Here is a 21,811-nt window from a genome sequence, read left to right as displayed (position 1 = left end):
ATCCGATGGATATTATTTTCAATCCGCCTGTCAATGATGAAAACCAATACATCCAGTTAGTGGTTGGAGAGCTGCGTGCAAAACGCTACCGCATCCATCCCTTGGATACAATTTTTTCGAGCCGGAAGCATTTTTCTGCAATCAAATTGATCCACCTGAATTGGTTTGAGAATATCGACGATAGCAGCTTTTTTGTGGCATTACGAAGCTTTATTCGTAAGCTATTGGTGCTGATCGTCATACATTGGAGCGGAAAGACGCTGATCTGGACAATGCATAATCGGGTTTCGCATGAAAGACGGTTGTCCTTTTTCAGCCGGAGTCTTACTCGGTTGCTGATGCGCTGGTCGCATCGCATTGTCATTCACAGCGGGCAATCCGAAGAGGTCCTCGCGGCTTATGGTCCAAAAGCGTTGCGGAAGGCGGTTTACGTACCGCATCCCAATTTTATTGGAGTGTATGGAGGGATACGCCAGGTGCCACAGCGCGAAGGCCGACGGTTGGAGCTGCTTTTTATCGGTATGGTAAAGCCCTATAAAAACCTGGAGCTGCTCATCGACGTGGTACACACATTCGGCGATTCCGTGCGGCTGACGATCGCCGGGAAAGCAGTTGACGAAGCCTATCAAAAGGAAATTTCTGATCGAGCAGCGCATGCAAGCAATGTAGTATGGCTACCCTATTTCGTCCCCGATACCGAAATCGCCGCTTTGCTGGGGAAAGTCGATGTCGTCGTACTGCCTTACGACTTGTCCAGCAGCCTTAATTCCGGCACCGCCATTCTGGCCTTTTCGTATCAAAAGACGGTAATTTGTCCCGAAATTGGTACGATTTCAGATTTGGGGCCGCATATGGGCGATACGTTTCATTACCGGTATGAAACCCAAGAACAGCATCGCGAAGCATTAAGCGCGCAAATTGCGCGTGCGGTGGCGTTAAAGCATCGTGATCCAGTCGCATTGGCAGGGATGGGGCAGCGACTGTATACCTATATGGCTGATCAATACGCGTTGCAACGAGTGGGGGAAATCTTGGATAATCACGTGTATCGTCTATGAAAATTTTATATATCAACGCGTTGTATTCTCCCTATATAGCGGGTGGCGCCGAAATCTCCCTCAAGCTCATTGTCGAAGGCATGCAAGCCAAGGGACATGAAGTGGCGGTGTTAAGTATGGTGCCCGAAGCGGGACTGAACGTTGATTGGGTGGACGGGGTAAAGGTGTACCGCGCCGGTCTTCGGAACGGCTATTGGCCGTTTACCCAAGAAAGGCCCCCGGCGTTCCGCAGGCTCTTCTGGCATTTGCGTGATGCATATAATCCGGCTATGCGCCGATATGTCAGGGAGGTGCTCGAAAAGGAAAAACCTGCGATTGTCTCGTGCCACAATCTGGTCGGATGGTCTATTTCCGCTTGGGATGAAATCCACAAAGCCGGCATTCCGATCGTACAGGTATTGCATGACATGTATTTGCTAAGTCCGGATAGTACCCTGTTTAACCCCGGCCGACCGGGAGAGACTCAGGGCTTTTTGAAAAGGTGGTTGCGCCGAAAACATAAACGCCGGTCCGGCAGCGTAAACGCGGTGGTGGGCATCAGCCAGAGCATATTGGACCGATTTGATGCACAGGGGTATTTCCAGCGGGTTCCCCACTACGTGGTGAACAACGCACGGAATATTCCGGCCGTGAGCCACCCGCGGATACGGGAGGAAGGGCAATCGCTCACCGTAGGCTATATCGGTACCTTATCGGTTGCGAAAGGGGTAGAATGGCTCATCCGCCAATTTAACGCTTCGGGTATCGAAGGCCACCTGCGCATCGCCGGGCGTGGCAAGGAGGAAGATCTGGCGCATTTCCGGAAGTTGGCCGGGAATAATGAACGTATCGAGTTTGTCGGGTACGTAAGTGCTAGCGATTTTTACGCAACGATTGACGTACTGGCCGTTCCGTCCATCTGGGAGGAGCCGTTGGGCATGGTCGCCGTAGAAGGTTTGGCAAATAATTTGCCGGTAATCGCAAGCAACCGGGGAGGTTTGCGGGAGACCGTAAACGATGGCGTGAATGGAATCCTGTGCAATCCGGATCAGCCGGATTCCCTTGGCGATGCACTCGTCACATTGTGGCGCGATGTAACGCTTTATAATCGGTTGGCTGGGGCAGCGAGATCCTCCGTCGGCAAATACCTCAGTATTGAACGTATGGTAATGGAATATGAACATGTGCTGCAAACAACGACAAAACATCATGCAGATGCATAATGCCCTTGCAGGTTATAAGGACACAGTATGCGAGGTGTTATTTTGCCTTGCGTTGGTGTCGGTTTTCCTGCCCATTAAAATTTACCCGTTGCTATTTGCGCTGGCTTCCTTGTGTTACTTCCTGAATACACCGGTTCTGCTTCGGCATTACTGGGTGTGGTTTTTGTTGATATTTACGGGGTATGCTTCACTCATCTTTCTGATTCAACTGCCTGAAGACGGACGGCAGGTGGCGAACTTCCTTAAATTACCTATCAATTTTGGCTACCTCTATTTCGCTGTAGGGTGGTTGTCTCAACGCGACAACACCCGGCTATTGCGGTGGGTCGACATCACGCTGCATGTGGTACTTGGACTTACCTTGCTTCAGTTGCTGCTATACCACCAGGCCGCCGGGTTCCGCTGGCTGGGAGGGGTGCCGAGTTCGGCACACGGCAGCGCGTTATATCAGGAAGCTGATTACTTTTGGGGATTAGCCGATAAGAACATGTTCGGTGCACGCATTGCATTGCTTGGATTTGTCTATGTACTGCTGCCGGTTGTGCAAAACGGGAAACTGGTGGTATGGCGTATCCTTTTGGTATCGGCGCTGGCTTGGCTATCGTTGTCGCGCACGCCTATGGTGGCGCTGTTTCTCGGGATTTTCTGCCTTCTATGGGCGGGGACAACCGTCCGTTGGCGGGTGGTATTAAGTGCATTGGCCTTGATCGCCATTCCCTTTTTGGCCGAAAGGGTGATTCGCATCGAGAGTATCCTGGCATCCAATGATGGCATGGGAGTCCGGTTGGTGTATTGGAAAGCCTTCTTCCAACATTTCACGGCTATTTCTCCGTTGGGAGATGGCTTTATGAGCGGAGGCGACTTTCTTAGCCGTTATGCGGATTTTTACCATGGCGAACCGCACATCCATAATACGTTTTTCAATTGTTACCTGGATTTTGGAATCGTTGGATTGGTGTCGTATGCAGCGTTTCTGTTTTATTTCTACCGATTCTGTATGCATGAGCGGAGAAACAGCGGCTTTTGGTGGGTGGCTTTCCTGCCGTTGCTGGCCATACTGTTGATTTTGTATTCAGGGTATGATAACGATATTGTCTTATACTTGATGCTGGTGTTTCTGCTGGGGAGCAGCTACCCGGCGGGCATTGAGCGTTTGCGGTGGAGGATTGGCCTATGAATCTTCGTGTGTTGATTGATGGCCGGTGGGCGGGTGATACCGGCATCGGTAAATTGTTCCGGGAGGTGATGGGACGGGCGCCTGCCGAGATCTCCCTGGCTTTCATACAAAGCGACATGCGGCTGGGCAGCCTCTTGACGCCATGGATGCTGGCGCAGGAAATCCGGAAAAGTAATGCCGATGTCTTTTACAGCCCTTCGTTTATGCCGCCGTTTCAGAGCCGCATACCGTTTGTATTTACCATCCACGACTTAATGCATCTTTTTTACTATACCACTTGGCATCGCCTGTATTACCAGCAGGTAATTGCCCGGTTGGCGAGAAAGGCTCAACAGATTATCACCGTGTCACATTTCAGCAAAAAGCAGCTGGTCGAGTTGCTCGGAATTGACGAGCGGCTGATCACGGTGATCTATAACGGCGTGGATGAGGTGTATCGGAAAAATGAAGAGGTCTTTCAATCAGAAAGGCCGTATTTTTTATATGTCGGCAATCGGCGTAAGAACAAGAACATACCGGCGATGCTTACCGCTTTCGCCCGCGCAGATATTCCTTCAGATTTTATGTGTTTTCTTTCTGGCCACGGAGATGAGCCGCTATGTGCATTGATTGCGCAACTGGGTATTGAAAAGCGGGTCCGTTTTTTGGGGCGAATCCCTGAAACGGAGCTTCCTAAGCTTTATAAAGGGGCGTATGCTACGCTCTTCGTTTCGCTGATGGAAGGTTTCGGGCTACCGGTTATCGAATCGATGGCATCCGGCACACCGGTGTTAACGTCCACGGCGGGCTCGTTGCCCGAAATTGCAGACCATGCCGCGCTTTGTGTAGATCCGCACGATGTGGACGCCATCAAAGCCGGTATCGAAACGTTGGTAAATGACGCGGATAGCTATCGGGAGTTTCAGCAGAAAGGAAAACAGCGGTCAGCACAGTTTACCTGGGATCGCACCGCTGCAAATACCTGGAAGGTGATAATGGATAACGAAAGAAGTAATGAAACGGATTAAATTACGTGAAATCGTCTGGATCGCTGGTAGCTTGATGACGGTTGCTTGTGGCGTTCGTGTAAACCAGCAAGTAGGTGCCGAGACTACGGCGCGTCGCATCAACGTAAAGGAGTATGGTGCAAAGGGCGATGGTAAGACCGATGACAGTCGTTTCATACAAGCGGTATTGGATAGCGCGTCGATAGGAGATACCGTATATATACCCAAAGGAACGTACCTTGTGCGTACCATCCGATTGGTGTCCAATGTTCATTTGGTGGCTGATGGATTGCTGAAGCAACCCAAGGAGTTGTCGGCACACTTCGCCGTGGAAAAGCAACACTCGGATGCCCCGCTTTTCCGTGCACATCGCATATCCAATGTGTACCTTTCCTTCCGGGCGGAAACGGTCAATGAAGCCATCTATGCGTCGCAATGCAGCAATTTAACCATTGCGGGTAGCCAGTTAACGGGCGACTCTACCAACAGCCGTTCCTTTCCGGCGGTATTGTGGTATAACTGTTCAGCTTCGCGCGTAGTGGGCTCGACTATTACCCGGTATGGGGGTGCCCGCGAATCCACTAGAACGTATCATCCGGGGACCGCTGTGCGGGTGTTGTCAAGTCAAGGCATAACGATTTCCGGCAATCACTTTCATCATAATGGCGAAAATGGCATTTTCATACACGACAGCGGAGATGTCGAAATCGACGGAAACTACATCCATCATAACGGAATGAGTGGCATTCAGGTGGCCTTTAATACCGCCGAGCGGGTCACGAATTACCGCATTACCAACAACAGGCTGGAATACAATGCCGCCGATGCTGTTGACATCAATAACCGCGCACATGGACAGGTAGTCAAAATCAATGCGCTCATAGCGGGTAATTCCAGCAAAAATAATGGCTTCGTGAAGGGTGAGTCTACACCCGATGGCTCCGGTATCGGCACACTGATCGGCATATCAGGCGTGACGCTCAGCGGGAATCGGGCTTTTGGTAACAACCGTCCTGCACTCTACATCGAAGGCTGCGGAGAGATTACCGCCAACCGGAACGTCACCGATGGTGCATTCGAATTGGTTGGACAATGGGAGCGCATACGGATGGAGGGAAATTCCTTTCATACCCTCCGCCTATTGGCCAATGCAAACGGGAGAGTGTTGGACATCAGGCACAGTCGAATCGGTAGTATCATGTTGCCCAATGATATCCGTATTGACTCATTGAATGTCATAGAGAATCACATAAACAGCGGACCGGTCAATGTTAATTTGGTGGGGAATCTGAAGTTCGAGGGCAACCGCCTGAAAAGCGGGCATGAGGCGGGGGCATTGCTGTTGGTAAAGGCGAACAGCATATCGTTGCTCGGAAACCACATCTTCAACGAGCGAAATGCTGCCATTACGGTACGGAAAACGGCCCTTAACGTGCGCATAGATAGTAATTTCGTCACATCCGGTGGCACCTGGATCCATGATTTCAAACCTCCGAATATCAAAATAAACAAAAACCGCATCCGCGAACACGTCGCGATGGAAGCGCAATAATGAAGGCAAATGTATACATACCTACCCTCAATGGAGGCAGCCTCTTTGTCGCATTGCTGGATGCGCTGGCCGGGCAGAATGCGTCCATAGCTGAGCGCGTGGTGATCGATTCCGGTTCCACAGACGGCACAGCGGAAGCCGCTCAGGCCCACGGCTTCAAAGTGATGGGCTTGGGAAGCAACGAATTTGATCACGGCGGCACCCGCCAATTGGCCATCGATACGTATCCGCAGGCAGATATTTACATCTTTTTGACCCAGGATGCCATTCCAGCCAATGAATCGACCCTTCTGAACATCATACGGGCATTTGATGATCCGGAAATTGGGATGGCCTATGGCCGACAGCTTCCGCACAAGGGAGCTACGCTCATGGAAGCACACGCCCGTTTATTCAATTATCCTCCCCAAACCCAGATCCGGAGTTTGGCCGACGCCGATACCTACGGTATTAAAACAATTTCGTGCTCGAACTCGTTCGCGGCCTACCGCCGTAGTGCTTTTGAAGGGGTGGGAGGTTTCCCCCGAGGTACGATTATGGGTGAAGACGTCATTGTCGCTGGAAAGTTGCTATTGAACGGATGGAAAATGGCCTATGTGGGCGATGCCTGCGTCCACCATTCCCACGCATACAGTCTCCGCGAGGAGTTCGAGCGGTATTTTGACATAGGCGTCTTTCACAGTGATAACCGATGGATCTTTGAATCCTTTGGTCATGCCTATGGCGAAGGCGTGAAGTATGCGAGATCGGAAATAAGCTATGTGGCACGCCGGAACCCCTGGGTGCTACCCAAAGTCGGTTGTTCGTTTATGGCCAAATGGTTGGGGTATCGGTTAGGACTGGCCTACCGATCGCTGCCCGTCCGGTTGCGCAGGGCTTTTTCCATGTATAAGTCGTACTGGAAGACCGCCCGGCGGCTACCCTAATTTGTGGAATTTTTCCCCACTTCCCCAATCGTTTTTTTGAGTATTTAGCCCCTTTAATGGGTGTTGGCCGCATATAAGCTGCTTTTTTGAGTATGGCACTTAATTGGTATTTATATCGATGTTGATTAAGTGTGAAATGTCATGATTAGAGAAACTCAAATACAGCAGGTTGCTTATAACGTTGATAACAGTTTATATGAACTGATAACCTACCAGCCGTCCTTTCGGATCGATCTGCAGGCGGTGAAAAGGAAATTGTTGGTTTACCAGGAAACGATCTTTCTTAAACGCGTGTTCGATATCGTATTTTCGACTTTGGTAATCCTCATTGGGATGCCGGTCTATGCCTTATTGGCACTGATTACGAAAGTTACATCGGCCGGCCCCGTGCTTTATAAGCAGGAGCGAATAGGCAAAGATCAGAAGCCGTTTTATATCTATAAATTCCGAAGCATGCGGGTAGACGCCGAGAAGGCCGGCCCGCAGTTGGCGTCGGACGATGATCCCCGTATTACGAAGTGGGGAAAGTTCATGCGAAAAACCCATCTTGACGAATTGCCTCAATTCTGGAATGTTTTGAAGGGTGACATGGCCATTGTCGGACCTCGTCCCGAGCGCAGGCATTTTATTGATGAAATTAAAGAACGTAAACCGGAATATATGCAGCTTTTCCGCCTTAAGCCGGGTATTACGTCCATCGGTCAGGTGTACTATGGGTATGCGGAAAACGTTAATCAGATGTGCGAGCGGGTTACCTACGATCTGGATTACTTGGAGACGATGAGTTTGAAGACCGATATGGATATCATTCTGCAAACCGTGAAAGTAATGGCACAGGGCAAAGGGAAATAAGAAAATATTCAAGGAGGGCTGTAACAATCCGTGTTTGCGAACGTCTTCAATGAATGAATCAATCCACGAGTAATGCACCCCTTAACCGCTACCAGATGCTGGTAGTGGTTATTTTAGCATTCACCCAATTTACCGTCATTCTGGATTTTATGATTATGTCTCCACTAGGAGATATTTTGATGAAGTCGATGCAGCTAACTCCTTCGGAATTTGGCTTGGCGGTATCCGCTTACGCATTTAGCGCGGGCCTCTCGGGGTTCCTGACAGCTGGTTTTTCGGATAGATTTGACCGAAAGAAATTATTGCTATTTTTTTATTTGGGATTTATTGGCGGGACGGTGTTGTGCGGCATTGCGCACACGTATGTCTTTCTAGTGGCTGCACGTGTCATCACCGGACTCTTCGGCGGGGTGATCGGCTCCATATCCATGGCCATTGTTGCGGATTTATTCGCGTTGGAGCAGCGCGGCCGTGTTATGGGTTTTGTGCAGATGGCATTTGGCGCCAGCCAGGTTTTGGGAATCCCGATCGGTCTTTACATTGCCAACGGGTGGGGGTGGGAGGCTCCGTTTTTGATGGTGGCCGTACTCGGAATGCTTATCGCCGTACTGATTGTCTTTTATATGAAACCGGTAAACGCACATCTCGGTATCAAAAGCGAAAAATCAGCGTTTGGCCACCTGTTACATACGTTAGCGCAGCGTCATTACCGGATTGGTTTTCTCTCTACCGCATTGCTTTCTGTCGGCGGATTCATGATGATGCCCTTCGGTAGCGCATTTGCCATCAATAACCTACACATAACCGAGCAACAGCTACCCATGCTATTTATGGTTTCGGGACTGGCTACGTTGGTGATCATGCCCGTTATCGGCCGTTTTAGCGACCGGATAGATAAGTACAAATTATTTGTCATCGCCTCATTGTGGCTGATGATCATGTGTGTTTGGTATACCAATCTCTCCATTACGCCGCTATGGGCAGCCATCCTGCTCAATGTCATGCTCATGGCTGGAGTGACCAGCCGCATGGTGCCTTCTTCGGCATTGGTGAGCGCCGTCCCGGAATTAAAAGATCGTGGGGCATTTATGAGCGTCAATGCTTCGCTGCAGCAATTTGCAGGCGGTATCGCGGCAGCGTTGGCTGGTAAAATTGTCGTTCAACAAACCAACTTCAGTCCGCTCGAACATTACGACGTGGTTGGCTACACGGTGGTCGTCTTTTCCGTCATTAGTCTGTTGATGATGTACCGGGTAGATCGGTTGGTAAAAGCGCGGATGAAATCAAGCCACGAGGCAAAAATGCCCGTTGTTCAGGAAAGTTAAAATTCTTGGCCTAACCATGTATTTGATTTCGAAATTTTGAATATCTTTGCGTCCCCGTTCCCGTAGTTCAATGGATAGAATTTCAGATTCCGGTTCTGAAGATAGGGGTTCGAATCCCTTCGGGAACACTAAAGGCACCTTAACGAGGTGCCTTTGTGTTTTTAAGGGAGGAGAACCGAAGGGGTGCCGGGCAGCGGGGCACAGCAAATCCCTTCGGGAACACTAAAAGGCACCTTAACGAGGTGCTAACCTAAAGCGTCATTTCCCAACCTTTTTCATACTCCCGCCGCCAAAGGTTTGCAGCAGCCTCATTGCCGACAATATGACCGTTGCGCGGGTCACAATGCAAGGTTGATCCCGTACGCTGCGCTATATTAGCCAGGTGGCAAAGCACCACGCTTTTATGGGCCTCGGTAATTGGCGCATTAATGGTGGCGTCCCCACGGATGCTTTCCACAAAGTTGTTCAGGTGATACATATCCGCTTCACCGCTGGCGCTTACGGGATCGTTGGGATCGATCTCAAGATCCGGTGCCACTTCCTTTATCAATTTATTTGACCCATCATAAATCTTATAGTCACCTCCGCCTAAATTCACTAACGTGCCTTTGGTGCCATAGATAATAAACCCTCTGCCGCTGTCTTCCACGCAAAGAATTGCAGCTGCGCCCTTCCCAGGTGATCACCTTCTTATCGCCGAATTCAAACGATGCAATCTGGGTGTCGGGCGTTTCCCAATCGTCGGTATACGCATATCTGCCGCCCGCAGAGGTCACTTTCGTCGGAAAATCCACGTCCAGAAACCAGCGGCAGCAATCGATCTCGTGATTGCCGTTGTTACACGATTCGCCGGTTCCCCAGTTCCAGAACCAATGCCAGTTGTAGTGAACCAGGTTATCGCGGTAAGCTTCCCTAGGCGCCGGGCCCTGCCAGAGATTAAAATCGAGGGTAGGGGGAACGTTCACGGTTTTCCCCACGCCAATCGGTTTGCGGGCATTGGTATACCAGGATTTGGCCATGTACGGTTCGCCAATGATTCCGCCCTTTACTTCCTTCACTGCGTTGATCAACGTTGGAAAGGAACGCCGCTGGCTCCCGACCTGAACGAGTTTGCCGTATTTGGATTGTGCGGTTATCAAGAGCTCGCTCTCATGGGGATTGTGACTGCAGGGCTTTTCCACATAGACGTGTTTGCCGTTTGCCAGCCCCAGCAGGGTTGCGGGAGCGTGCCAATGATCCGGCGCAGCGATCACCAGTGCATCAAAATCCGTGCGCGTCAGCAGCTTACGGATATCTTTTTCAACCGTCGGTTTGCGGGATTTTCCCTTCAGTGCGTTAAGCCCCTTGTTCAGGGCGCCTTCTTCCACGTCGCAAAGGTAGGCCACTTCGACGCCAGCTATCTCTGCAAATTTGGCTGCATGGTAGGCACCGCGGCCGTTAAGACCCATTATGGCTATAACAACCTTATTACTGGGGGCACCCTTTCCCGAAAGCGGAAAGTTGAGAATGGTTAACCCTGCTGCTGCCACAGAAGTTTGTTTTATGAAATTTCGCCTGTTCATCTATTTCGGATTTATTAACTGATTTACTAATTGATTATTATTGAACTAACTGATTGACTATGGAATGGTATCTTTCAGTCGCCCGGATGTTTCATTCCATGCAGAGCGGAGGTCCTCCAGCACATCGGGATGGGTTCCGGAAAGATCCGTCTGTTCAGAGGGATCCAAAGAAAGGTTGTATAGCCGGTCATCCCTCATCTTCCAGTCGCCCCGCCGGAAGGCTTTCTGGCCATTGAAATGCCAGAAGATATCCTGTTGTGGCGCTCCATTGCCGAATAGGACCGGGGCGAGGGATATCCCATCGAAAACGAATTCGTCCCCACCGGCTATTTCAAGCAACGTAGGCAGGATATCCGTATTGACATACGGTTGGGATATGAGCTGTTTGCGCTTTATCCGGTTTTTCCAGCATACCAGGGCCGGTACGCGGATGCCCCCTTCGGCCAATTGCCCTTTTTGGCCTGTCAGGACGCCGTTGCTGGCGTGCTTAAACAGGGTTTCCGAATAGCCGCCATTATCTGAAATGAACCAGATCAGGGTATTATCAAGCTGCCTCGATGTTTCCAGAAAATCAAGTACCCGGCCGATGTTGTCATCCAGATTGGAAACCATAGCGGCGTAGTACCTCCGGTATATGTCCGTTACGTGCGAAAATCGATCGAGGTATTCCTGCGGGGCCTGAAGCGTATTCGCGTATCCGACTTCTTTCCTTATTCCTTGATCGAGCACCAGGGTGTTTTCCGGTAAATCCGATGGATTTGACTTGCCATAATGGGGCGCATTGTAGGCCAACAGCAGAAAGAAAGGGGCTTCCTCATCCGCGGAAAGGTACTCGATGGCGTGGTTGGTAATCAGGTCTGTCGCATAGCCCGTTTCATGGAACGGTTCGCAGTTCCTGTACCAATCGTTTCCCAGGGTACCATATACGTGGTCGTAATAGTCAATGCAGCCGTGTGTGTGTCCGACAAAGGTGTCAAAGCCATAAAAACACGGCAAATATTCCGGTTCGCTGTTTCCGAGGTGCCATTTTCCGAACAATGCCGTCCGGTAGCCCGATTCCTTTAGGTATGCCGGCATTATTTTTTCGGATTTGTCCAAATGACCGGTTTGCTCAGGCATTAAAGCACTGGTGAGTCCGTGAAGGGATCGCTGGGGGTAATTACCGGTTAGCAGACTGTATCTTGACACGGTGCAGACCGGCCCCGATACGTAAAAATCGGTAAACTGGATGCCCGCATCGGCGATGCGCTGGATATTCGGACTGGGGATGTCGCCGCCATAGGTAGAAAGATCGCCATAACCAAGGTCATCTGCATAGATGACGATGACATTGGGTTTATCCGAATGTTGCCGTGCTCCCGTGCTGGCAATGTACAATAAGGTAACCGGAAAAATGAAGAATACAATCCGTTTCAATTTTTGTCGTTTTTAGAATCCAAGACCAGCTGTTAATTCTTCGGCGATCCGAAGATGGTCGGCATGTGTCCGCATATCAAATTCACGGAGAATATCTGCCACCTTTATCTCGTGGGTCAAGCTTTCAAGAATGGTGTAGTGTTCTTCCCCCAGGGTATGCAGGACTATTTTCGTTCCATACTTTTTACGGATTTCGGGAAACTTCACCGCCACTGTCCCTGCTCCATGGGTGTGGAGAATAGCCCGCTCCAGGTTGATGGAGCCGAAGACGCCCCATTCGTTTGACGGATGGCCCCCACTTACCGCCAGTTCGCCCGTCACGTCGCAGATTCTCGAACAGGTGTCGCGGATACTCGAAACAATGCAGTATTTGTTGTCGAGTGCTTTTGCGGCGATGCGCTTACCGCCTGAAAAAGCTGAGGGAAAGAAGACGATTTCCGCTCCTTTTTTTCCGAGTTGGTTCCAGCCCTCCGGCCATTCGATGTCAAAGCATATTTGCACACCGATTCGTCCGAAATCGGTAGCAAATACGGGAATATCGGAGGGCCCGGGTGTGAGTCCTTTCCGAAGCTCCCCTTCCGTAAGCCTTGCTTTCCGGTACTCGCCCAGATATTCCCCCTGTCGGTCTATTAACACGGCGGCGTTGTAATATTTTCCTTCAGCCGTCGTATAAACCGGGCATACGATGTAACAGTTGTGGGCTTTGGCAAATGTCTGAAATGGGGCAATGATGTTTCCGGAACCGTTTTCCGATGAAACGGGTAACGGCGGTCTGCCACCTTTCACCGCTGCGGCGTGAAATACTTCGGGCAGGCAATAGATATCGGGAGCCATGGGTAAAGCAATCTCCATTCGTTTCAGGGCAGCAGCGATGACTTGTTCGATGTTGTCACCTTTGATGCCATTCATTGTGAGTGTAGCGATATTTACCCGCCGCGAAGTAGGGCCGGACTGCGACCTATTTGCCCACTCCTTGCCAATTCCCTGGGATATAAGCCCCATACCGGCTAAACCCACCGATGCACTTTTAACAAAATTCCTTCTAGAAAAACTCATACGTATTTTTTTTTAATCAAAAGTCTTACAAAAACCCACTCAGGTCTGCTACGAAAACCTGCCGGACACCACCCGGGGCACCGTTAAAACAAACTTTTTTATAATCCCTGCTCCATACCGGGTGGGGATCGATTCTGAATGTACTTTCACGGATGTCCAGATCGGTGAAAACCTCACAAATAGCTACTTCTTCGCCTGTGCTGAGATGAATTAGCCGAATCGGACAATCCTTGTAGCCAAGTTTCCGGTATTCGCCGACATAGTAGTCGGAGATGAGGTAAGCGGAGGTGGCATCGACGCTGGGATGCCCGCTTCCGGCGTGTTTGGTGGACAGAATCTTGAAATCGGAACCGGTGTAGTGAAAACTGCAGAAACGCATCTGTTGTTCGCCCAGCCACGCGGGCGTGACATTCATAACAATCTGTTCGCCATCCGGATGCCAATTGGGGTGGTTTGCCCGATGCGACCATTGTTCCTGGCTCAGCGGTTTGTTTAGGTCCGTTCCGTCGGGTTTGAAGGACAGGAGCGTGGGATGATACTTGGCAGATCCGGGAAAAACGCCACGGAACACTTGCAATATCCGTGTGCCCTGCAGGTTATATTTTGAGTGGAAAAAATAACAGTTTGCTCCCTTGTAGAAGGGATCGTCGATAAAACCCAAGGCGTCTTTTAGACTGAGCAGCAGCCTGGTTTGATTGGTTGCCAGGTCGGTTTTCCAGAGACCCTGATCAGCCGGAGCCCCGATTATGTCCTGGCGGTCGCCGAATGAGGGAACCCCATATCCCACCTGTGTAGCGCTGCCATCCTGGTATCCATCGATCATTTCCAGCGGGAAGCCGATGACGGCCGACTCATCAGGCGCCATGTGATACATGGGGCCGGCGAACGCTTTGATGGCCTTGGTTTCCGTATCTATCCGGACGCACACGGCCCGGCCGTCGATGATATCGTTCGTATATAGGTAACGGTCGCTGCGGCCCCAATTCAGATTGGCTCCAAGCTGGTATCCCCATCCCTTGGTTGAATAGACCTTTTCGATCGTTTCGTTCTCCAGGTCAATGACGCAGATGTCTACGGTGTCGCCATGAATCGCATGCCTGCCTTGATAAGGTAACTTGTTTACTGCAAGATACTGCTGGCTGGGGCTGAACGGACAGACGTCGAAAAACGTGTGGATGTAATATCCATCGTCGGGGGTGACGATTTTTACCCTGCCAACACTGGATTTCTCTTGGTAATTCCGGAAGGCAAATTTGCGTGGGGGCGCTTGTATGCTCTCTATGGAAAAGCCCTTTGCAAATGTCCCCACCGCCAATAACCCGGCCGATGTTTTTAAAAAATCTCTACGTTCCATGATTTTTTGCCGTTTACGATTAATTATACCCGGGATTCTGCACCAGATTCTTGTTCACATTAATTTCTTCCAAAGGAATCGGCCATAGATAATTATGATCGTGAAACGGCTTTTTCTCGATGATTAAATGTCCTTTTTCATTGATGTTGTAACTACCGTTGTATTGTGCCGGATCAGGGGTGATCTTCATTCCGTGGAAGGTTTGGCTGAGTGCCTCATCCAGTGTGCCCCATCTGAGCAGGTCCCAATACCGGATTCCGCCTTCACAGGCGAGTTCAACCAGCCGTTCACGCCGGATGATCTTACGAAGTTTATCGGGATCGGTCTCCGTCACCGGCGGCATGCCAACCTCGGCGCGGGCTCTCACCTTATTAATCGTCTCATCGAGTAGCGCAGGTGAGATGCCGGTTCCGGCTTCCAGTTCGGACTCGAGGCGGCTGAGCAGCACTTCAGCGTAACGCATCAACGGGAAATCCCCGCCATACTGGTTGCGAACCCCCTCATATTCCCGGTCGTGAAATTTATTCATCATATACCCTGTGCAGCCTGGTCCCATTTGCCCAAACCGGGCTATCGAATCGGGGTGCCCCTGAAACACCCGGCCGTCGACCGTTGAATAACCGGGGAGCATGACGGTATGATACAACCGGGGATCACGGTTTTCAAAGGGATGCTCGGGATCGTACCGTGGTGATTCCTCGATGGGCATTCCGTCGTTCATCAGAAATTGATCAACAAATTCCTGGAAGAATTGGATTCCATTGTTGCCACCAAACCAGCTGGGCCAGTTCACCTGTTGGCTGATGCGTTGTCCATCTTCCGTTTGAGTGTAAAGGGTTGAAAAAATAATTTCATTGCTGTCTTCTCCCTCATCTTCAAAGAGCTTCTTGAAACGAGGATCTATCTGATACCTATTCAGCTCCATCACGGATTTGAAAGTTTCAGCCGCTTCTGCCCAGCGTTTTTCGGCCATCAACAGCCTACCCTTCAGCACCAAAGCTGCACCTTTTTCATTTCGTCCCTTCTCTGCGGCAGGGCGCGATACAGGAAGGTCCTCAGCTACCTCCGTCAGCTCGGACAGCACGAATGCGATTATCTCCTCGCGCGGGGTTTGGCCGATGCTGTTCGCTTCGTCAAACGTCAGTACACGGGTAGCCAGCGGTACGTTTCCGAATAATTGCGATAGCCAGAAATAGCTGTAGCATCTGAGGAAGCGTGCCTCCGCAATCATCTCCGCACGTTCTGTATCGTCCATATTTACTTTGTGGATGTTTTCCAGGAAATAATTTACCCGGGCGATCTTCTTATACTGCGAAACCCACATGGCATTTACCTGGGTATTGGTCGGAAGAATTCCTGCCTGGGGAAAATTGCACGGTTCACCGGTTCGTATGTGGGTGGCCACATCTGTCCATTCGTCAAAATAGACGGTGTTTACCACCCAGCCATCAAACGTAACCCAGCCAGCATCGAGGCGCTCATAGCACCCCATCAACGCCATCATAGCATCGTTCCGGGTATTCCAGAACGTCCCCTCGCTAAGTTCATTTTTTGGGTTTTCTTCAAGGAAGTCGTTACATCCCCCCAGGGAAATAACCAGCAAAGCCAGGAATGCAACATTCTTTTTTGGGAATTTATAGCGATTCATTTGCGTTCGGTATTAAAAGTTAGCATGGATACCCAGGCTCCAGACCTTGGTCAGCGGATTCACCCACAGGTTGCTGCCGACACTGGTTTCCAATTCCGGATCCCAGCCGGGTCGGTAGTGATCGAACGTGTAGAGGTTTTCCCCGCTTAGATAGATACGCATCTGGCTGATCCGGTCCGATTTCAGGCCTGGAAAATTGTAGCCCAGCTGAAGATTCTTGACTCGTAAAAAGCTAGCATCCAAAAGCCAATATTGCAGAACGTCTACGTCATACGGCGGACGCTGAAAGGTCTCTTCCAAACGTGGGAATTTCGCATTTCGGTCCGGATTCTCCTCCGTCCAGCGTTCGTCCATGTGCCATTGTTCTACATTCCCCTGATTATAAAACGGAAGTCGTTTGCCGGAGGTAATTTTCTTGTTCCCTCCAAGACCCTGAAATTGCAGATACAGGTCGAATCCTTTGTAGTCGGCCGTTATTCCCATTCCGTAGGAATACCTGGGGAATCGGGAGCCCAGTACTTTCCGGTCGTATTGCGAAGTTATCCGTCCATCTGGTGTGCCCTCGGGGCCGCTGATGTCTTTATATCGAATATAACCCGGTTTTGCCGGATAGTTCTGTACGGCATAGTTTGCGATATCCTGCTCATCGACAAAAAGTCCTTCCGTTTCATATCCATAGTGAGAAAACAGAGGTTCTCCGACAAATAATCCCTGAGCGATGTCTCTTTCTACATTGGCCAAGCTAAGTACCCGATTGCGGACGATTGAAAATTTCGGGCTGATGGAATAAGAAAAGCTGCCCACGGTATTCCGATAGCTAAGGTCGAAGTCCCAACCCCGGTTGCCCACAGCGCCCGCATTTTGATCACCTGTAGCCATCCCCAGAACGGAGGAAACGGTTAAGCTATAAAGAATATCGTAGGTCTTTTTATAATAGTGATCCACGGAGAGACTGAGTTTTCCGTCGGCCAGAACGACATCGACCCCCCCGTTGGTAATTTCCGTGGTTTCCCAGGTGATATCCTCGAAAGGCAATTCGTCCAATGCTATGGCGGGCTGGACAACGCCCCCTACGAAATACCGGTGGTCCGGTGAGAGCGCGCGCTGATAAGGGTACGTTCCGATCTGTTGATTGCCGAGCACGCCGTAGGAGCCACGCAATTTAAGGGTAGTTATCCAAGGGACATTGAAAAACGGTTCGTCGGATATGATCCACCCAGCCGATAAGGAAGGGAACAAGCCGTACCTTTTTCCCTTTGCAAAACGTGAAGATCCGTCGAATCGTAAATTTCCCTCCAGCAGGTACCGGTCTTTAAATGCATAATTAACCCTTCCGAAATATGACCGTAGTTTCCACGTAGATTGCGTGTCCCAATTGCTGTCATTTTCCGGTGAAGCAGCGTCCAGCACATAAATCGTATTGGTGGGGAAATGATCACGGAAAGCCCCGAGCAAATCGTCATTGTAAATCTCCTGCGAATATCCGCCCATGATCTGCACGTGATGGGTTCCAAATGTTTTGTCGTAATTAGCGAAGGCATCCATAATGAGGTAGCGACTGGTACCCATGTTCACCTCACCGGTGGAGGGACCGAAAACAAGGTCCGGACTAGATGCCGTTTCGGCACCGAAAAGTCGTTCTTGTGAATACTCTTGGTTATAGCCTATTCTTCCGGTGATTTTAAGTGACTTAAGGGCATCCCACTCCAGTGAAGCGTTATTGGCAAAGCTTCCAATGCGATTCTGGTAAAAAGACTCGCCGTCAAGCGCTTCCCAGGGTCCGGGGTGTCCCATCCAGGTACCGTACGTGCCGTCCGATCTTCTTTTTGGAACGGTGGCATTCCTCGAAAAAGCGGAGGCGATCAGTGCATCCATATCGCCTGTACCGGTAAGCCCTACGCGTGCCGGTTCGCGAAGTAAAGAATACGTTCCCCTGAGTATCGCATTCAATCTCAAACGGTCGCTCAGATTGGCGTTTATATTTGCCCGGATATCGTACCGATCGTAATAGTTCTTGGCAATGAGACCGTCTTGCCTTAGATAACCCGTGGAGACCAGGTACCTGATTCCTTCGGATCCGCCGCTCGCAGTCAGGTTATGTTTGGTCTGGAAGCCGCTTCCGGTATGGAAAAGATCTTTCACATGGTGGCTGTTGGGGTAATTATCGGGATCCTCACCCGATTTGAACTTTTCAATCTCCGCTTGTGAGAACCGGGGGCCGGCGCCCACATTCCGGTTTGCCTCGTTCCATGCCTCCGCATACACCCATGAATCTACATAATGGGGCAGTTCCATGGGCGTTTGCTTTCCTATATATGAATCATATTGGACCTGCATCCGGCCCTGTTTTCCGGTTTTCGTTGTGATCAATATTACGCCATTGGCCCCCCTTGATCCGTAGATTGCCGCCGAGGCGGCATCTTTAAGCACGGAGATGCTGGCAATATCGTTCGGGTTAACAGAATTAATGGAAGAAGCAATCCCGTCTACCAGCACCAACGGGGAATTCCCTGCATCGCTGAAAGTTCCCGGTCCGCGAACGTTGAGCTCTGCTAAATTCCCTCCGGGGTTTCCGGATCCCTGCGTAACCGTAAGGCCGCTGATTTCGCCCGCGAGTAATTGGGAAGTCTGGCTGACGGTTTTCTTCGCCACCTGATTCATGATGACGCTGGAAACCGAGCCCGTTAGATTCACTTTTTTCTGTGTGCCGTATCCGACTACGACCATTTCTTCCATTTCCAATGTTTCTTCCTGCAAGGTTACATTAATCACCGTTCGATGATCGACAGGCACTTCTTGGGTCTTCATTCCCATTAATGAGAAAACCAATACAGCATCCGGCAAAACGTTGGTTAACGAATAGCTGCCGTCGGTATCGGTAGACGTACCCCGGTTGGTTCCTTTGATCCTCACAGACACACCCGACAAAGGTGCCGACGCATCGCTGACTTTTCCTGCAACCGCCTGTTGGCTGGTTTTTTTTGGGGCCGATCCAGCCGGATCTTTGGTTGGGTTCTTGACTTCTCTGATAATTACGGCATTATCGAGTACTACATACGTGAATGGCTGTCCGGCAAAACACTTCTCCAACACTTCCTCAAGCGGTGCATCCGTTACCTTTATCGTAACCCGCTTTGCTTTTTTTAAAAGCGCATTGTTGTAAAAAAAATCGTAGCCGCTTTGATCGCGTAATTTCTCTATGATCTTTTCCAAAGGGCTATTCGTCTCATCAAGCGTAGCTTTTTGGGCAAAAAGATCATGGGCTGAAACCTGTACGATCGCGACTGTGGTGAAGAGTAAGAATAACTTTATCCGCATAATCAGTCTCCCTTTCGTTTCCGGACCGATCCGGCTAAAAATTGGCTGGAGTGTCAGTATAGCCAACATCACACGGCGGTAATCTTGGATCTTGACTTCCGTATAAAAAAACATATCTTTGAATGTTTGGATTTTAGTCTGATAAATAGTCCATCAATTATTTATCTCCGGTATTGCCGGACGAGGTGAACCGAACATTCTGCCGGAAGTGGGTCCAATCACTTCCGGCTTTTCTCCGGAACCCTCGAAAAATTTTACGTTGCTCAGGGCATTACGGTTACCCTCCTTCCCTCGATCTTGAAATGTACACTGCCGGTTATCTCCATGAGCTTCAGCAAATCGGTGAGATCTCTTGATCGTGACATCTTTCCCGAAAAAGTTTGCTGCAAGTCTACTCCGTTTTGATAAACCACATCCACATCGTACCAACGGGCAATCTTGTTCATAATGCCTTCTATGTTTTCATTGAATTTGAAATAACCTTGTTTCCAAGAAATAATGCTTTCCAAATCAAGCTGATCGGTAATGTGGATGCTTTCAGCGGTAACTTGTGCTTGTTGGCCGGGGAATAAGTATTCTGAACGATGTGGGCTGTTTACTTTTACGGATCCTTGCAGCAAGGTGGTTTTTGTCGTTTTGTCGTCTTCATAGGCCGAGACATTGAAGTGCGTTCCAAGCACCTCGATGGTTTGCTGTAGGGTACTTACCTTGAATGGAGCCGATGGATTGTTTGCTACCTCGAAATACGCCTCTCCGCTCACCTCCACGCGTCGTTCGCGGCCAACGAAGGTAAGGGGATACCGCAGGGTGGTCGCGGCATTCAGCCAGACTCGTGTGCCATCGGACAGGGTAATCCGATACTGCCCGCCAGCGGGGGTAGTCAACGAAGCTTGACGTATTGTTCCGGCTTGCGCATCCGACTGATTGGCCAATGCGGTACCATCGTCATAGGTCACGGTACCTCCTTTGGCAATAATACCTTCCTTATCGGTGCTGAGATTTATCGTGGTTCCATTGTCGAAGCTAAGGATCGCCCGGTTGCCACCCGGGACCGCCAGGCTAGCCTGTTCAACAGCAGCCGGTGAAAGCGTGTCCGTTTTCCGAGTGTATACATAGAGCCCGCCAGTGATCAAAGCTACGGCCAATACGGCAGCGGCTTTTCGCATGAATCCCGTAGACAAACGACGCGTGGTTGTTTTTCTCATTTGCAGGGAACGGCGTATTCTTTTCATGTCCTGCAGCCGATCTGCGTCGTCTAAATCCTGAAAATCTCCCAGCTGCTGCTGCAGATACCATGTCTCCAGCAGCGCTTTTTCTTCTTTCGTGCAGGTGCCCGCTAGGTATTTTTCCAATAACGCCTTCGCCTGGTTTGTGTTCATAGCAATCGGGATTTTCTGACCAACCCTTTATACGGAGTACAGTCTAAAGTGAGGTAGGGGGTAAAAAAAAGAAAAAAAATAGAAAATGCAATCCGAGGTTGACACGCAATATTCTCAATGCATGTTGAATATGCTTCCGGACGGTTTGTTCAGAAATATTGAGCTCTCTCGAAATCTCCCGATGGCTCAGCAATTGTTTGCGACTCAGGTCAAATATCTCGCGCATCCGGCGGGGCATGCTGGCAATTTCGCGTTCAATCAATTCAACGAGTAGCTTTTCTCTTACCGGATGGTCGGTAATGCATTCCCCACGGTGTATGAAATCCTGAAGAGAAGTCAGGTATTCGGATTTAACGCGGTTGTGGGCAATCTGATTAAAAATTTTGTTGCGGACGGAAGCGTATAAATAACCTGGAAGCCCACCGTCCGGTGAAAGTGTATCTCGCTTTTCCCAAAGTCGCAGAAACAGCTCATGAACAATATCGCCGGCTTCGTCCCGATTGCGTACCCATTTGTATGCATGCCTATGGAGTAGCCAGAAGTATCTGTCATAAATCGCGGTAAACGCATCACGGTTTCCTTCTTTTAGCAGGGAGACCAGTTTATTGTCGCTCAAATCGTTATAGCTGCTCATGGGCATAATACGAATTTAGGGAATTTATCCGATTCCTTTTAAGTTTATATCAGGCGCTTAATTGAACCTATATTTCCTGATTCATCGAAAGGAGACGCCCGTCTATATGAAGATACAGTTAAAACGGGGGGATGGGGTAAGAAAAAAGAAAAAAAGATGCCGATATAAAAAACGACTTAAGCGATCTGTAGGGAGATATTAATCGAAAAAAAACGGGAAACTAGGATTTACACCGTTAAAAATCCGGAAATAAACTGCTCCCATTGTGATTTTTGGAAAACCGATGCAATTTTGTGGCTTTCGCTATTGACTGCACACATGGAGCCCCTGTCCCGCAATTACGGGATGGGGGCATTCTTATTGACA

The 21,811-nt window shown here is 49.9% G+C and carries 17 protein-coding genes and 1 tRNA gene; 9 read left to right on the top strand and 9 right to left on the bottom strand.

Features of this window, described 5'->3' with window-relative positions:
• Nucleotides 1-5: 5 nt before the first annotated feature.
• The 9 genes from ACFQRK_RS06630 to ACFQRK_RS06590 all read left to right on the top strand — a co-directional run bounded on the left by ACFQRK_RS06630 (nucleotide 6) and on the right by ACFQRK_RS06590 (nucleotide 9,206).
• Nucleotides 6-1,058, top strand: a complete 1,053-nt coding sequence (locus tag ACFQRK_RS06630) for a glycosyltransferase family 4 protein (RefSeq protein ID WP_379004859.1) — start codon at nucleotides 6-8, stop codon at nucleotides 1,056-1,058.
• Complete coding sequence (locus ACFQRK_RS06625) at nucleotides 1,055-2,260, top strand: glycosyltransferase family 4 protein (RefSeq protein ID WP_379004857.1); 1,206 nt, start codon at nucleotides 1,055-1,057, stop codon at nucleotides 2,258-2,260. Before ACFQRK_RS06630 ends, ACFQRK_RS06625 begins: the two co-directional genes overlap by 4 nt.
• Nucleotides 2,253-3,437 (top strand): O-antigen ligase family protein, encoded by a 1,185-nt coding sequence (locus ACFQRK_RS06620; protein ID WP_379004855.1) that lies wholly within the window; start codon nucleotides 2,253-2,255, stop codon nucleotides 3,435-3,437. Before ACFQRK_RS06625 ends, ACFQRK_RS06620 begins: the two co-directional genes overlap by 8 nt.
• Nucleotides 3,434-4,444 carry a glycosyltransferase family 4 protein gene (locus tag ACFQRK_RS06615; protein ID WP_379004853.1) on the top strand — a complete coding sequence of 337 codons (1,011 nt, stop codon included), beginning with the start codon at nucleotides 3,434-3,436 and terminating at the stop codon, nucleotides 4,442-4,444. The genes ACFQRK_RS06620 and ACFQRK_RS06615 overlap by 4 nt, the downstream gene beginning before the upstream one ends.
• The gene (locus ACFQRK_RS06610) at nucleotides 4,431-5,975 is read left to right on the top strand and encodes a glycosyl hydrolase family 28-related protein (RefSeq protein ID WP_379004851.1); all 1,545 of its coding nucleotides are present in this window, start codon (nucleotides 4,431-4,433) and stop codon (nucleotides 5,973-5,975) included. The genes ACFQRK_RS06615 and ACFQRK_RS06610 overlap by 14 nt, the downstream gene beginning before the upstream one ends.
• A complete protein-coding gene (locus ACFQRK_RS06605; RefSeq protein WP_379004849.1) occupies nucleotides 5,975-6,901 on the top strand; it encodes a glycosyltransferase family 2 protein in 927 nt (308 codons plus the stop codon). The genes ACFQRK_RS06610 and ACFQRK_RS06605 overlap by 1 nt, the downstream gene beginning before the upstream one ends.
• Before the next feature lie 141 nt (nucleotides 6,902-7,042).
• Nucleotides 7,043-7,753, top strand: a complete 711-nt coding sequence (locus ACFQRK_RS06600) for a sugar transferase (protein WP_379004847.1) — start codon at nucleotides 7,043-7,045, stop codon at nucleotides 7,751-7,753.
• 53 nt (nucleotides 7,754-7,806) lie between these two features.
• On the top strand, nucleotides 7,807-9,078 hold the full coding sequence (locus ACFQRK_RS06595; protein WP_379004845.1) for an MFS transporter: 1,272 nt from the start codon (nucleotides 7,807-7,809) through the stop codon (nucleotides 9,076-9,078).
• 56 nt (nucleotides 9,079-9,134) lie between these two features.
• Nucleotides 9,135-9,206 (top strand) — tRNA-Arg (locus tag ACFQRK_RS06590).
• Between the two features lie 122 nt (nucleotides 9,207-9,328).
• Here ACFQRK_RS06590 and ACFQRK_RS06585 read toward each other — a convergent pair.
• The 9 genes from ACFQRK_RS06585 to ACFQRK_RS06545 all read right to left on the bottom strand — a co-directional run bounded on the left by ACFQRK_RS06585 (nucleotide 9,329) and on the right by ACFQRK_RS06545 (nucleotide 21,445).
• Nucleotides 9,329-9,616 (bottom strand): hypothetical protein, encoded by a 288-nt coding sequence (locus tag ACFQRK_RS06585; protein ID WP_379004843.1) that lies wholly within the window; start codon nucleotides 9,614-9,616, stop codon nucleotides 9,329-9,331.
• A gap of 40 nt (nucleotides 9,617-9,656) precedes the next feature.
• Nucleotides 9,657-10,640 carry a Gfo/Idh/MocA family protein gene (locus tag ACFQRK_RS06580; RefSeq protein ID WP_379004841.1) on the bottom strand — a complete coding sequence of 328 codons (984 nt, stop codon included), beginning with the start codon at nucleotides 10,638-10,640 and terminating at the stop codon, nucleotides 9,657-9,659.
• Nucleotides 10,641-10,697: 57 nt separating this feature from the next.
• The gene (locus tag ACFQRK_RS06575; RefSeq protein WP_379004839.1) at nucleotides 10,698-12,056 is read right to left on the bottom strand and encodes a sulfatase; all 1,359 of its coding nucleotides are present in this window, start codon (nucleotides 12,054-12,056) and stop codon (nucleotides 10,698-10,700) included.
• A 12-nt stretch (nucleotides 12,057-12,068) separates the two neighbouring features.
• Nucleotides 12,069-13,112, bottom strand: a complete 1,044-nt coding sequence (locus ACFQRK_RS06570; protein ID WP_379004837.1) for a carbon-nitrogen hydrolase family protein — start codon at nucleotides 13,110-13,112, stop codon at nucleotides 12,069-12,071.
• A 25-nt stretch (nucleotides 13,113-13,137) separates the two neighbouring features.
• Nucleotides 13,138-14,466 (bottom strand): hypothetical protein, encoded by a 1,329-nt coding sequence (locus tag ACFQRK_RS06565; RefSeq protein WP_379004835.1) that lies wholly within the window; start codon nucleotides 14,464-14,466, stop codon nucleotides 13,138-13,140.
• Nucleotides 14,467-14,485: 19 nt separating this feature from the next.
• Nucleotides 14,486-16,114, bottom strand: coding sequence for a RagB/SusD family nutrient uptake outer membrane protein (locus ACFQRK_RS06560; protein WP_379004833.1), 1,629 nt, complete (start codon nucleotides 16,112-16,114; stop codon nucleotides 14,486-14,488).
• A gap of 12 nt (nucleotides 16,115-16,126) precedes the next feature.
• Nucleotides 16,127-19,546 carry a TonB-dependent receptor gene (locus tag ACFQRK_RS06555; RefSeq protein ID WP_379004831.1) on the bottom strand — a complete coding sequence of 1,140 codons (3,420 nt, stop codon included), beginning with the start codon at nucleotides 19,544-19,546 and terminating at the stop codon, nucleotides 16,127-16,129.
• A gap of 149 nt (nucleotides 19,547-19,695) precedes the next feature.
• Nucleotides 19,696-20,811: a FecR family protein gene (locus tag ACFQRK_RS06550; RefSeq protein ID WP_379004829.1), complete on the bottom strand. Its 1,116-nt coding sequence runs from the start codon at nucleotides 20,809-20,811 to the stop codon at nucleotides 19,696-19,698.
• A gap of 43 nt (nucleotides 20,812-20,854) precedes the next feature.
• Nucleotides 20,855-21,445 (bottom strand): RNA polymerase sigma factor, encoded by a 591-nt coding sequence (locus tag ACFQRK_RS06545; protein ID WP_379004827.1) that lies wholly within the window; start codon nucleotides 21,443-21,445, stop codon nucleotides 20,855-20,857.
• Nucleotides 21,446-21,811 lie beyond the last annotated feature (366 nt).

The organism is Parapedobacter sp. GCM10030251, assembly GCF_042666505.1.
Classification (GTDB): Bacteria; Bacteroidota; Bacteroidia; order Sphingobacteriales; family Sphingobacteriaceae; genus Parapedobacter.
Note: the sequence above shows the minus strand (reverse complement) of the source record. Positions and strands in the feature narration are given on the sequence as shown.

What these genes read in the sequence shown, in the direction of transcription:
- ACFQRK_RS06620 (WP_379004855.1), top strand. Translation starts at nt 2,253, where the DNA reads ATGCATAATGCCCTTGCAGGTTATAAGGACACAGTATGCGAGGTGTTA.
- ACFQRK_RS06570 (WP_379004837.1), bottom strand. Translation starts at nt 13,112, where the DNA reads ATGAGTTTTTCTAGAAGGAATTTTGTTAAAAGTGCATCGGTGGGTTTA.
- ACFQRK_RS06610 (WP_379004851.1), top strand. Translation starts at nt 4,431, where the DNA reads ATGAAACGGATTAAATTACGTGAAATCGTCTGGATCGCTGGTAGCTTG.
- ACFQRK_RS06580 (WP_379004841.1), bottom strand. Translation starts at nt 10,640, where the DNA reads ATGAACAGGCGAAATTTCATAAAACAAACTTCTGTGGCAGCAGCAGGG.
- ACFQRK_RS06630 (WP_379004859.1), top strand. Translation starts at nt 6, where the DNA reads ATGGATATTATTTTCAATCCGCCTGTCAATGATGAAAACCAATACATC.
- ACFQRK_RS06625 (WP_379004857.1), top strand. Translation starts at nt 1,055, where the DNA reads ATGAAAATTTTATATATCAACGCGTTGTATTCTCCCTATATAGCGGGT.
- ACFQRK_RS06600 (WP_379004847.1), top strand. Translation starts at nt 7,043, where the DNA reads ATGATTAGAGAAACTCAAATACAGCAGGTTGCTTATAACGTTGATAAC.
- ACFQRK_RS06550 (WP_379004829.1), bottom strand. Translation starts at nt 20,811, where the DNA reads ATGAACACAAACCAGGCGAAGGCGTTATTGGAAAAATACCTAGCGGGC.
- ACFQRK_RS06545 (WP_379004827.1), bottom strand. Translation starts at nt 21,445, where the DNA reads ATGAGCAGCTATAACGATTTGAGCGACAATAAACTGGTCTCCCTGCTA.
- ACFQRK_RS06595 (WP_379004845.1), top strand. Translation starts at nt 7,807, where the DNA reads ATGAATCAATCCACGAGTAATGCACCCCTTAACCGCTACCAGATGCTG.
- ACFQRK_RS06605 (WP_379004849.1), top strand. Translation starts at nt 5,975, where the DNA reads ATGAAGGCAAATGTATACATACCTACCCTCAATGGAGGCAGCCTCTTT.
- ACFQRK_RS06555 (WP_379004831.1), bottom strand. Translation starts at nt 19,546, where the DNA reads ATGTTTTTTTATACGGAAGTCAAGATCCAAGATTACCGCCGTGTGATG.
- ACFQRK_RS06615 (WP_379004853.1), top strand. Translation starts at nt 3,434, where the DNA reads ATGAATCTTCGTGTGTTGATTGATGGCCGGTGGGCGGGTGATACCGGC.
- ACFQRK_RS06565 (WP_379004835.1), bottom strand. Translation starts at nt 14,466, where the DNA reads ATGGAACGTAGAGATTTTTTAAAAACATCGGCCGGGTTATTGGCGGTG.
- ACFQRK_RS06560 (WP_379004833.1), bottom strand. Translation starts at nt 16,114, where the DNA reads ATGAATCGCTATAAATTCCCAAAAAAGAATGTTGCATTCCTGGCTTTG.